Raw genomic sequence first — 12,594 nt, 5'->3', positions numbered from 1 at the left:
TCCGAGTGGCTGAAGGAGCACGCCTGGAAAGTGTGTATACGGCAACGTATCGGGGGTTCGAATCCCCCCCTCACCGCCATATTTGAAGAAGAGCTCGCATGAAAATGCGGGCTTTTTTTTCGCATGTTGCACGCCTGCGGGGGGATGAGAATCCCCGACCGGGGTTCGACAACTGGCGACAGCCAGTTGGACAGACTGAGAGCGTAGCGAACAGTCTGCCCGCAGGGCGAGCGAAGCGAGTCAATCCCCCCCCTCACCGCCATATTTAAGATGAGAGCTCGTACGAAAGTACGGGCTTTTTTCTTTTGGATCGCACCTGGGGATTCGAACCTTGAGACTCCCTGCGCTCTTTATGCCTGTTGGCGCTGCGCTTACCAGGCCTACGGGTATTGTCGGTCGGGTAAGCGCAGCGCCACCCGACATCATGACCGCACAAAAAACAAAGCCCGGTTTCCCGGGCCTTGAACACAACAGCAAACTCAATAATACGCTTGCAGCGTGCGTTGGCAGAGCGCCGAACGCACGCAGTCCTCTTTGGTGAAGCGTACCACCCCAATCATCTCATCTTCCTCAAAACGTGACATGGCGTCGCTCAGCCCGGATTTCACGCCGGATGGCAGGTCACACTGGGTAATATCGCCGTTAACGATAACCGTCACGTTCTCCCCGAGGCGCGTTAAGAACATCTTCATTTGCGCAGCGGTCACGTTCTGAGCCTCGTCAAGAATGACGACCGCATTTTCAAATGTACGTCCGCGCATATAGGCGAACGGCGCGATTTCCACCTTGCCAATCTCTGGTCGCAGGCAGTACTGCATGAAGGATGCGCCCAGTCGCTTCACCAGCACGTCATAGACGGGCCTGAAGTACGGGGCAAACTTCTCCGAAATATCTCCGGGCAAGAAGCCGAGATCTTCATCAGCCTGCAGTACCGGACGGGTAACAATGATTCTTTCCACGTCCTTATGGATCAGCGCTTCCGCCGCTTTGGCTGCACTAATCCAGGTTTTCCCGCATCCGGCTTCACCGGTTGCAAAGATGAGCTGTTTACTCTCGATAGCATTCAGGTAGTGCGCCTGAGCCTCATTGCGCGCCACAATTGGAGAATTATCACGGCTGTCTCGGGCCATGCCAATTGCTTCTACGCCACTCATCTGCACAAGCGAGGTGACCGATTCTTCTTCACGCTGTTTATGGCTACGTGAATCCCGTCTCAGCACACGTTTTGCTTCGCGACGAGCTTTGATCACTGCTTTTTGTCTTCCCATGGATAGCACCTTGAGTTGTTGGTATTCATCACACGCGCCAGCTTCGGCACGATTATGCGCACGAACATCAGAGGGTTGGCTTCCTTGTAAGCCATTGCTTGCTTTATCGGATGACGATACGGAACAGCTACGCGCACCGTTCTGCACGTCGGTCGAATCAGATTCTTGAGGAAGGGGGGAGAATTTAGTGGTGAGGAAATCGCTGCCGGAGTCTGAGCCTCCGCGCCGGGTGCTGCGGTTGTTATGTTTACCTTGTCCAGTACAGGACGCAACCATTCGCGATCTCCATAGTGATTCAGCATCACTGCCGGGAACTACCGCTGTCTTATCTTAAGTACATCAGGAGTTATCACAAATGCAACATTTATTTTACCTGAATGCAACTTTTAAGACTGCACCTGCAGTGGATTCAGTCTTATATAGAAATATTACAGAAATATAACAACAAGATAGTCATATGAAAAAATAATGTCCCCGCGAACTATCGCAGGGACGATTATCAGGCTTCGATCAGCCCTTGAGCGAGGTACGCGTTACTGTCGCGCGCCCCTGGCAGGGCAAAGAAATAGCCGCCGCCGATAGGTTTAATGTACTCTTCCAGCGCTTCACCGTTGAGCCGCTTCTGCACGGTGAGAAAGCCCTTTTCCAGATCGTGCTGATAACAGACGAACAGCAGCCCCATATCGAGCTGACCGGAGTTGGTCACGCCGAGCGAGTAGCTGTAGCCCCGACGCATCATCAGGCTCGACTGCGTCTCTTTGGTGCGCGGATTGGCCAGACGAATATGGCTGTCCAGCGCAATTACATCGCCATTGGGATCGCGGGCGTAGTCAGGCACATCATGCTCGTTCTTCATACCGAGCGGTGCCCCGCTTTGCTTATCCCGACCAAAGATCGTCTGCTGCTCTTTCAGCGGCGTGCGGTCCCAGAACTCCACGTGGAACTGAATAATCCGCACCGCCTGATAGCTGCCGCCCACCGCCCATGCCGGTTCGCCCTGATCGGCAGTGACCCACACCACCTCCTTCATGAGCGCACCGTCGTGGCTGTCCGGGTTGGCCGTACCGTCCTTAAAGCCCAGCAGGTTCACCGGTGTCTCTTTTCCTTTGCTGCGGGCGGCGTGGTCCGAGATAAACCCTTCCCGCTTCCAGCGCACGCTCAGCAGATCCGGCGTGTGCTTGATGATGTCGCGCAGGGCGTGGATCACCGTGTCCTGGGTATTGGCGCAGATCTGCAGGAGCAGGTCGCCGTGGCACAGCGCCGCGTCGAGAGAATCATTCGGGAAGCGCGTCATTTTTTGCAGCGCCTTCGGCTTCTGTTTTGCCAGCCCATAGCGCGCGTCAAACAGCGATTCACCGAGCGAAACGGTAATGGTCAGGTTATCCGGGGCAATGAATGGCCCCAGAATGCCGGAGTCCATTGGCGGCAGACGCGGGTTCGGCGTATCGGGCGCCGGTCCACCGGCGGTAAGAAACGCGATGCGCGTCGTCAGCAGGCGGAACAGGCGTTCCAGATCGGCTTTATCGCTGGCCAGCGAATCAAAGGCCACCAGCATCATAGATGCCTGCTGCGGCGTCAGGATGCCCGACTGATGCTCGCCATAAAACGGCTGCGTCTCCATGCGGGCATTGGGTGACAGCGTGCCGGGCGCGCTTTGCGGTTTCGCCGCATGCGCCACCGGACAGCCACCGGCCAGAGCAAGCGCGCCCCCCAGCGCCCCTACCCCTTTTAACAACCGACGACGTGAAGGCTCAACCACGTCGTTCTCGCTATGCTTATTCATCGTGCTTAGTCCAGACCCAGTACGCCACGCAGCAGAGAGAGATCTTCCGCCAGGGCGGTGATCGGACCTTTCAGCGCGTTGCGGTCGGCATCGGTCAGCTTGTCGTAGGTCTCAAACCCGTCTTTGGTGCGGTACTTCGCCAGAATGGTGTCGACCTTTTTGAAGTTGGCATCCACTTTGGCCAGCAGCTCGCCGTTCTCTTTCTGCAGCTGAGGACGCAGCAGGTTAACAATTTTCTGCGCGCCGTCGACGTTGGCCTGGAAGTCCCACAGATCGGTATGGCTGTAGCGATCTTCTTCGCCGCTGATTTTGCTGGCGGCCACTTCTTCAATCAGCCCGGCCGCGCCGCCCACCACTTTTGACGGCGGGAAGGCCAGCTCGCTGATGCGCTTTTGCAGCTCCAGCACGTCGCTGTTCAGCTGGTCGGCATACTTCTCCATCCCTTTGGCAGAATTATCGCCGAACAGGGCTTTCTCCAGACGGTGGAAACCGGTGAATTTCGGATCGGCGGCTTTCTGCTCGAAATCATCTTCGCGGGCGTCAATGCTGCCATCCAGGTCAGAGAAGAGCTCGGCGATCGGCTCGATGCGCTCGTAGTGCTGACGGGTTGGCGCATAGAGGGATTTCGCTTTTTCGATATCCCCGGCCTTCACCGCATCGGTAAAGGCTTTGGTTGCCGTCGCCAGGTCCGCCGTCTCTTTGGTGACGTAGGCTTTATACGCGGTAATCGCATCGCCCAGGCTCAGCACCGCAGCGCCTTTCGCCGCATCGGCCGTCGCTTCACCTTTGACGATAAGCTTACCTTTAGGGTTGGTCAGCAGACCGCAGGTCATCTCATACTCGCCCGGCTGCAGGTTGGCGGTCATCTTCTGGCTGAAGCCAGGGGCGATATTTTCACGCTCTTCCACCACCAGAACCCCTTTCAGGATCTCCCACTCCAGCGCCTTCTGGCTGTGGTTCTGAATAATGAACTGGGTTTTACCGCTGTTCACCGTGAGGGTCATCGGCTCGCACTGCTTATCGTTGACGGTGACTTTAACCTGAGGAACATCCGCGCCCCAGGCGGAGAATGCAGAAGCGAACAGCGCGGCAATGCCTGCGCATAACGCACTACGACGGAACTGAATTGCCATGACTCTTCCCTTTAAAAGTATGTTGTAACTAAATCAACTATTACGGCGCAACGCGCGACGCCTGCGTGCCGGTACGCGGCGGCATAGCGAACAGCACCAGCGCCGGAACCAGATAAATAAAGTACATCGCCACTTCGCTGACGCTCGGCGTTTCCTGATAGCCGAAGATACCTTCGAGCAGGGTGCCGGTCAGAGAGTGCGTGGAGAGGACGTTGCTGAGGTCGAACGCCACGTCCTGGAAGTGGTTCCACAGGCCCGCCTCGTGGAAGGCGCGAATCGCCCCTGCCGCCAGACCCGCGGCCACCAGCAGAATAAACAGGCTGGTCCACTTGAAGAAGGCGCCCAGGTTCAGGCGGATACCGCCCCAGTACAGCAGGAAACCGAGCACCACGGCCGTGGCGAGGCCCAGCATGGCCCCCAGCGGCGGCCAGATCCCCACATCCTGCTGAAACGCCGCCAGCAGAAAGAAAACAGACTCCAGCCCTTCGCGCGCGACGGCGAAAAAGACCATCATAATGAGCGCCCAGCCGTGGTTATTGCCCTTTTGCAGCGCGTTATCCACCGCCTGCTCCAGCTGCACCTTCACGTTACGGGAGACCTTACGCATCCAGAACACCATCCAGGTGAGGATCACCACCGCAATCACGGCGACGATACCTTCAAACAGCTCCTGCTCTTTCTGCGGAAACTCGCCGGTGGTTTCGTTGATGAGGACACCTAAGCCCAGGCAGAGCGCCGCGGCAAGGAAGACCCCGATCCACATGACGCCAATCCAGCGCCCGCGCTGGGTTCGCTTCAGATAACTGGCGATGAGGCTCACGATAAGGGCGGCTTCGAGCCCTTCACGTAACATAATGAGAAATGGAACAAACATGCCGACACCTTAAATGTTTATCGCGGTCAACTGATGCAAAGAAAGGTAAATTCTTGTGATAGTGATTATCATTACGGCAGAAAGAAACACAAGCGAAATGTGCGGTGTTTTGATAACGAGTTGTAAACGCCCAGCCTGATAATAGTTTCAGGCGTTATCGTTAAGTTTATAAGTTATAACGAAAATGCCCATTTACGCTGATTCAGGGCTGTGGCTAAATAACCGCCTCAAACACCTGGTGAAATTAAATTATGTTTAAAATTGTCCATTTCCTGCTGGCGCTGGTCATTATTCTCGCGCTTGCCTGGCTGGTGAGTTTCGACCGCCGAAAAATTCGCATTCGTTTTGTTTTACAGCTGATTGTCATAGAAATTGCACTGGCGTTCTTTTTCCTGCACGCCGAAAGCGGGTTATTCCTGATTAAATACGTCTCAGGATTTTTTGAGTCGCTGCTCAAATTTGCCGGTGAAGGCACCAATTTCGTCTTTGGCGGCATGGGAGAAAAAGGGCTGGCGTTCATTTTCCTCGGCGTACTTTGCCCGATTATTTTTATTTCCGCGCTGATTGGTATTCTTCAGCACTGGCGGATCCTGCCGATTTTTATTCGGGTAATCGGTACGCTGCTGTCAAAACTGAACGGTATGGGCAAGCTGGAATCCTTTAACGCGGTGAGTTCGCTGATCCTCGGTCAGTCGGAAAACTTCATTGCCTACAAAGGCGTGCTGGGCGATCTCTCCTCTCGTCGACTCTTCACCATGGCAGCCACGGCGATGTCGACGGTCTCCCTGTCGATTGTCGGGGCGTATATGACCATGCTCGACGCTAAATTTGTCGTCGCGGCGCTGATTCTGAACATGTTCAGCACCTTTATTATTCTCACGGTCATCAACCCGACGCGCCCGGAAGCGGAGCCGGATATCAAACTGGAAAAACTGCATGAATCGCAGAGCTTCTTCGAGATGCTTGGCGAGTATATTCTGGCCGGTTTTAAAGTGGCGATGATTATTCTGGCGATGCTGATTGGTTTTATCGCGCTTATTAGTGCCGTTAACGCCCTCTTCTCCAGCGTATTTGGCATGAGCTTCCAGCAGATCCTGGGCTATGTATTTTATCCTCTGGCATGGCTGGTGGGGATTCCGCTGAGCGATGCCTTAAACGCGGGCAGCATTATGGCAACCAAGCTGGTGGCGAATGAATTTGTGGCGATGATTGAGCTGCAAAAAATAGCGCACCAGATGTCCCCGCGCGGGCTGGGCATTTTATCCGTCTTCCTGGTGTCGTTCGCGAACTTCGCCTCCATCGGCATCGTGGCCGGGGCGATTAAGGGCCTGAACGAGCAGCAGGGTAACGTGGTATCGCGGTTTGGTCTGCGTCTGGTGTACGGTGCGACCCTGGTGAGCCTGCTGTCGGCGAGCTTTGCGGGGTTGGTGCTGTAAGTTTTGTGCCGTTTGTGCCCGGCGGCGCTTCGCTTGCGCGGGCCTACGATACAATAACGGCGGGTTATCCCGCCGTTTTCATTAAAACTGCACGCACACCGGCTGGTCGACACGCATTACCGACTCCTGCGCGAAGCGTGACTTATAAATCCCGCGCAACGCTTCGATGTTCTTCTCGCTCAGCGCATCTTTACCGTGGATCAGCATCAACGCCTTGCTCGGTTCACGCGCCACTTTTCCGTCGTTCCCCAGCCACTGTCCGCGGGCATCAAATACCGTTAAGCCATCGCGAAAGCGCGGCGTCACGTCCTGGTCAACAAACTGCTGCCATTCGTTGCTGGTGATCTGCGCCCCGGCAGGACGGTTTAAGCCGAAATAGAGCGTGGTTTGCTGCATCTGGTTATCCGCTCTGCAGGTTTCTACCGCCGCATGTTGCGATGGCGCGTTACAGCCCGCCAGCATCAATAATGCCGCCGCCATTAACCCTGTTTTGATTGTCATGCTTCGCTATCCTCATTGTTATAAGCACAGCGATATCAACGCAAATTGCAGAATTTAGCAAGAGAGGTTTATTCCCTCTCCCCTTTGGGGAGAGGGTTAGGGTGAGGGGAGAATTATTCCGGCTGCAGCTTAGACGGCGGTGCGGAGTGGTAGTGCGCGTCTGCTTCCGCAAAGCGTTTCTGCATGGAGGCAGACGGTGCTTTACCCAGCAGGCTGAACACCACGATGCCGATGCTGCCGAAGAGGAAGCCTGGGATGATTTCGTACAGGCCCAGCCAGGCGAACTGTTTCCAGACGATAACGGTCAGCGCACCGATAATCATTCCCGCCAGCGCGCCGTTACGGGTCATACGTGACCACATGACGGAGAACAGCACGACCGGACCAAACGCCGCACCAAAGCCCGCCCACGCGTAGCTCACGAGACCCAGCACGCGGTTTTCCGGGTTGGCCGCCAGCGCGATGGCAATCAGCGCCACCACCAGCACCATAAAGCGCCCTACCCACACCAGCTCTTTCTGGCTCGCGTTTTTACGCAGGAAGGCTTTGTAGAGGTCTTCGGTAATTGCGCTGGAGCAGACCAGCAGCTGGCAGCTCAGGGTGGACATTACCGCCGCCAGGATCGCGGAGAGCAGAATACCGGCAATCCACGGGTTAAACAGAATCTGCGCCAGCTCGATAAACACGCGCTCGGCGTTCTGGTTTACCGCGCCCGCCTGCGCCGGGTTATTGCTGAAGTAGGCAATACCGAAGAAGCCGACCGCACACGCGCCCGCCAGACACAGGATCATCCACGTCATACTGATGCGGCGCGCATGAACGATGGTGTGGTGAGAATCCGCCGCCATAAAGCGCGCCAGAATGTGCGGCTGACCGAAGTAGCCCAGACCCCAGCCCATCAGGGAGACGATGGCGACAAAGTTCAGCCCTTTCAGCATGTCGACGTTTTCGATGCTCTTCTGCTTGATCACTTCCAGCGAATCGCCAAAGCCGCCAACGGTGAAAATCACAATCACCGGGGTCAGGATCAGGGCGAAGATCATCAGGCTCGCCTGCACGGTGTCGGTCCAGCTTACGGCCAGGAAGCCGCCCACGAAGGTATAGAGGATGGTCGCCGCAGCACCGGCCCACAGGGCGGTTTCGTAGCTCATGCCGAAGGTGCTTTCGAACAGGCGCGCACCGGCCACGATGCCGGAGGCACAGTAGATGGTGAAGAACACCAGGATCACCACCGCCGAGATAATACGCAGCACGCGGCTGTTATCTTCAAAGCGTCCGGTGAAGTAATCCGGCAGCGTCAGGGCGTTATTGTTGGCCTCGGTGTGCACGCGCAGACGGCCTGCCACCAGCTTCCAGTTGATCCACGCGCCGACGGTCAGACCGATGGCGATCCAGCTTTCAGAGATACCGGAGATGAAAATCGCGCCCGGCAGCCCCATCAGCAGCCAGCCGCTCATGTCGGAAGCGCCCGCAGAAAGCGCGGTCACCATCGGGCCTAAACTGCGTCCGCCCAGAATGTAGTCGTCAAAGTTCTTTGTTGAACGCCATGCCAAAAACCCTATCAGGATCATGCCAAATATATAAACGAGAAATGTCACCAGCATCGGTGTGCTAATAGCCATTCAAATTCTCCAAAAGTGTCGAGCGACAACCGTCCGGGTTGCCTTGTTATATGATCACCGGAACGTGGTGACGGTATCTTGTGTTTCGGTGAGGCGCGCTATCCTGCCGTATGCGCCCTCCGCTGACAAACGATTTAACACTGCATTTACATCAATTTCATCCCCGGCTTGATACGAGTTTCCTATAGGTTGCACTCGCTCACGCTTTTACGGGTTGCACCTTTTAAAAGTGTTAACTCCCGCATAAAAACAGGCTTCCCGGGACAAAGGCAGCACGTTTTTCCAGCTAACCATCCGTTAACAATTCATTCATTTCCCGGGTTGCAAACCAGGTCACATTTAACACGGTTGCACAAAGTTGCAACATGGTGGATATTTCACGCTAACGACCAAACACGATGAAAGCACAACAGGAGCTTTGGCATGGGTATGACCACCATGGGGGTTAAGCTGGATGACGCAACCCGCGAACGGATTAAGACCGCAGCAACCCGCATTGACCGTACGCCGCACTGGTTAATTAAGCAGGCGATTTTTAACTACCTCGAAAGACTCGAGAGCGACGAGGGGCTGCCGGAGCTGCCTGCCCTGCTGGCCGGTGCAGCGAACGAAAGCGAGGAAGCGCCAGCCGCTGGCGACGAGAGCCATCAGCCGTTCCTTGAATTTGCCGAGCAGATCCTGCCGCAGTCCGTCAGCCGTGCCGCCATCACCGGCGCGTACCGCCGCGCCGAAACCGACGCCGTACCGATGCTGCTGGAGCAGGCTCGCCTGCCGGAAGCCGTTGCCGCGCAGGCGCACAGCCTGGCGTACCAGTTGGCTGACAAACTGCGTAACCAGAAGACCGCCACCGGCCGCGCCGGGATGGTTCAGGGTCTGCTTCAGGAGTTCTCCCTTTCCTCACAGGAAGGGGTGGCGCTGATGTGCCTGGCGGAAGCGCTGCTGCGTATTCCGGATAAAGCCACCCGCGACGCGCTGATCCGCGACAAGATCAGCAACGGTAACTGGCATTCCCACATTGGCCGCAGCCCGTCGCTTTTCGTTAACGCGGCGACCTGGGGCCTGCTGTTTACCGGCAAGCTGGTCTCGACCCATAACGAAGCCAACCTGTCCCGCTCCCTGAACCGCATCATCGGCAAGAGCGGCGAGCCGCTGATCCGCAAAGGTGTGGACATGGCGATGCGCCTGATGGGCGAGCAGTTCGTCACCGGGGAAACCATTGCCGAAGCGCTGGCGAACGCCCGCAAGCTGGAGGATAAAGGTTTCCGCTACTCGTACGACATGCTCGGCGAAGCGGCCCTGACCGCCGCCGACGCGCAGGCCTATATGGTCTCTTACCAGCAGGCGATCCACGCCATCGGTAAAGCGTCCAACGGTCGCGGTATTTATGAAGGCCCGGGCATCTCGATTAAGCTTTCCGCCCTGCACCCGCGCTACAGCCGCGCGCAGTACGACCGGGTGATGGAAGAGCTCTACCCGCGCCTGAAGTCCCTGACCCTGCTGGCGCGCCAGTATGACATCGGCATCAACATCGACGCCGAAGAGGCCGACCGTCTGGAGATCTCCCTCGACCTGCTGGAAAAACTGTGCTTCGAGCCGGAGCTGGCGGGCTGGAACGGCATCGGCTTCGTTATCCAGGCCTACCAGAAGCGCTGCCCGTTCGTCATTGATTACCTGATTGACCTGGCCAGCCGCAGCCGCCGTCGCCTGATGATCCGTCTGGTGAAAGGGGCCTACTGGGACAGCGAAATCAAACGCGCCCAGATGGAAGGGCTGGAAGGCTATCCGGTCTATACCCGCAAGGTCTATACCGACGTCTCTTACCTCGCCTGCGCGAAAAAGCTGCTCGGCGTGCCGAACCTGATCTATCCGCAGTTCGCCACCCACAACGCCCACACCCTGGCGGCAATCTACAGCCTGGCCGGGCAGAACTACTACCCGGGCCAGTACGAATTCCAGTGCCTGCACGGCATGGGTGAACCGCTGTATGAGCAGGTGACCGGTAAAGTGGCGGACGGCAAGCTGAACCGCCCGTGCCGTATTTACGCCCCGGTAGGTACCCACGAAACCCTGCTGGCGTACCTGGTGCGTCGCCTGCTGGAAAACGGCGCGAACACCTCCTTCGTTAACCGCATCGCCGACACCACGCTGCCGCTCGACGAGCTGGTCGCCGATCCGGTGCAGGCCGTTGAGAAGATGGCGGCGCAGGAAGGCCAGATTGGCCTGCCGCATCCGAAGATTGCCCTGCCGCGCGAGCTGTACGGCAAAGGTCGCGTTAACTCGGCGGGCCTGGATCTCGCCAACGAACACCGTCTGGCATCCCTCTCCTCTGCCCTGCTCAACAGCGCATTGCAGAAGTGGCAGGCCAAACCGATGCTGGAGCAGCCCGCTGCTGACGGCGACATGCAGCCTGTTATCAACCCGGCAGAGCCAAAAGATATCGTCGGCTACGTGCGTGAAGCCACCGATGCGGAAGTGGATCAGGCGCTGGACAGCGCGGTGAATAACGCCCCTATCTGGTTCGCCACGCCGCCACAGGAGCGTGCCGCCATTCTGGAGCGCGCGGCGGTGCTGATGGAAGATCAGATGCAGTCGCTCATCGGTATTCTGGTGCGCGAAGCGGGTAAAACCTTCAGCAATGCTATCGCCGAAGTGCGCGAGGCGGTCGACTTCCTGCACTACTACGCCGGTCAGGTGCGCGATGATTTCGACAACGAAACCCACCGTCCGCTCGGCCCGGTCGTCTGTATCAGCCCGTGGAACTTCCCGCTGGCGATCTTCACCGGCCAGATTGCCGCCGCCCTGGCCGCTGGCAACAGCGTGCTGGCAAAACCGGCAGAGCAGACTCCGCTGATTGCCGCGCAGGGCATCAACATTCTTCTGGAAGCAGGCGTACCGGCGGGCGTGGTCCAGCTGCTGCCGGGCCGCGGTGAAACCGTGGGCGCCAAACTGACCTCCGATAACCGCGTGCGCGGCGTGATGTTTACCGGTTCGACCGAAGTGGCCTCGCTGCTGCAGCGCAATATTGCCACCCGTCTGGATGCGCAGGGTCGTCCTACTCCGCTCATCGCGGAAACCGGCGGCATGAACGCCATGATCGTTGACTCCTCTGCCCTTACCGAGCAGGTGGTGGTTGACGTACTGGCCTCCGCCTTCGACAGCGCCGGTCAGCGCTGCTCCGCCCTGCGCGTGCTGTGCCTGCAGGATGACGTGGCGGACCACACGCTGAAGATGCTGCGCGGCGCGATGGCCGAATGTCGCATGGGCAACCCGGGCCGTCTCACCACCGACATCGGGCCGGTGATCGACGCGGAAGCCAAAGCCAATATTGAAAACCACATTCAGGCCATGCGCGCGAAAGGCCGTCCGGTGTTCCAGGCGGTGCGAGACAACAGCGAAGACGCCCGCGAGTGGCGTTCCGGCACCTTTGTGCCGCCTACGCTTATCGAGCTGGCAAGCTTCGACGAGCTGAAAAAAGAGGTCTTCGGTCCGGTGCTGCACGTGGTGCGCTACAACCGTAACAACCTCAACGAGCTGGTTGAGCAGATCAACGCCTCCGGCTATGGCCTGACGCTCGGCGTACATACCCGTATCGACGAGACCATCGCGCAGGTGACCGGCAGCGCCAAAGTGGGCAACCTGTACGTTAACCGCAACATGGTTGGCGCGGTCGTGGGCGTGCAGCCGTTCGGCGGTGAAGGTCTCTCCGGCACCGGCCCGAAAGCGGGCGGTCCGCTCTACCTGTACCGTCTGCTGGCGAACCGTCCGGAGAACGCGCTGGGCGTCACCCTGGCGCGTCAGGATGCGGAGTATCCGGTGGATGCACAGCTCAAAACCGTGCTGACCCAGCCGCTGGAAGCGCTGATCGCCTGGGCGGAAAAACGTCCTGAACTGCGTGCCGTGGCGCAGCAGTATGGCGAGCTGGCACAGGCCGGTACGCAGCGTCTGCTGCCGGGGCCAACCGGCGAGCGCAACACCTG

The 12,594-nt window shown here is 57.8% G+C and carries 8 protein-coding genes; 2 read left to right on the top strand and 6 right to left on the bottom strand.

Annotated elements, in window-relative coordinates:
- Positions 1-479 precede the first annotated feature (479 nt).
- The 4 genes from phoH to efeU form a co-directional block, all read right to left on the bottom strand.
- On the bottom strand, positions 480-1,268 hold the full coding sequence (gene phoH, locus DOU50_RS03610; protein WP_024908976.1) for a phosphate starvation-inducible protein PhoH: 789 nt from the start codon (positions 1,266-1,268) through the stop codon (positions 480-482).
- Between the two features lie 499 nt (positions 1,269-1,767).
- Positions 1,768-3,051 (bottom strand): iron uptake transporter deferrochelatase/peroxidase subunit, encoded by a 1,284-nt coding sequence (efeB, locus tag DOU50_RS03605; protein ID WP_090417395.1) that lies wholly within the window; start codon positions 3,049-3,051, stop codon positions 1,768-1,770.
- Positions 3,052-3,056: 5 nt separating this feature from the next.
- On the bottom strand, positions 3,057-4,184 hold the full coding sequence (gene efeO, locus DOU50_RS03600) for an iron uptake system protein EfeO (protein WP_024908974.1): 1,128 nt from the start codon (positions 4,182-4,184) through the stop codon (positions 3,057-3,059).
- 40 nt (positions 4,185-4,224) lie between these two features.
- Complete coding sequence (efeU, locus tag DOU50_RS03595) at positions 4,225-5,058, bottom strand: iron uptake transporter permease EfeU (RefSeq protein WP_045908301.1); 834 nt, start codon at positions 5,056-5,058, stop codon at positions 4,225-4,227.
- A 251-nt stretch (positions 5,059-5,309) separates the two neighbouring features.
- On the opposite strand from efeU, the gene DOU50_RS03585 reads away from it, so the two are divergent.
- The gene (locus DOU50_RS03585; RefSeq protein ID WP_024908972.1) at positions 5,310-6,494 is read left to right on the top strand and encodes a NupC/NupG family nucleoside CNT transporter; all 1,185 of its coding nucleotides are present in this window, start codon (positions 5,310-5,312) and stop codon (positions 6,492-6,494) included.
- Positions 6,495-6,575: 81 nt separating this feature from the next.
- On the opposite strand, the gene DOU50_RS03580 is transcribed toward DOU50_RS03585, so the two are convergent.
- Positions 6,576-6,995: a DUF3574 domain-containing protein gene (locus tag DOU50_RS03580; protein WP_148768833.1), complete on the bottom strand. Its 420-nt coding sequence runs from the start codon at positions 6,993-6,995 to the stop codon at positions 6,576-6,578.
- 113 nt (positions 6,996-7,108) lie between these two features.
- Positions 7,109-8,617: a sodium/proline symporter PutP gene (gene putP / locus DOU50_RS03575; protein WP_148768832.1), complete on the bottom strand. Its 1,509-nt coding sequence runs from the start codon at positions 8,615-8,617 to the stop codon at positions 7,109-7,111.
- 423 nt (positions 8,618-9,040) lie between these two features.
- Here putP and putA point away from each other — a divergent pair.
- Positions 9,041-12,594: trifunctional transcriptional regulator/proline dehydrogenase/L-glutamate gamma-semialdehyde dehydrogenase (gene putA / locus DOU50_RS03570; protein ID WP_148768831.1), on the top strand; the 3,554-nt coding region annotated here is incomplete at its 3' end.

Source organism: Enterobacter sp. C6 (assembly GCF_008122455.1).
GTDB classification, from domain to species: domain Bacteria; phylum Pseudomonadota; class Gammaproteobacteria; order Enterobacterales; family Enterobacteriaceae; genus Enterobacter; species Enterobacter pseudoroggenkampii.
This window is presented reverse-complemented; position numbering and strand designations above follow the sequence as displayed.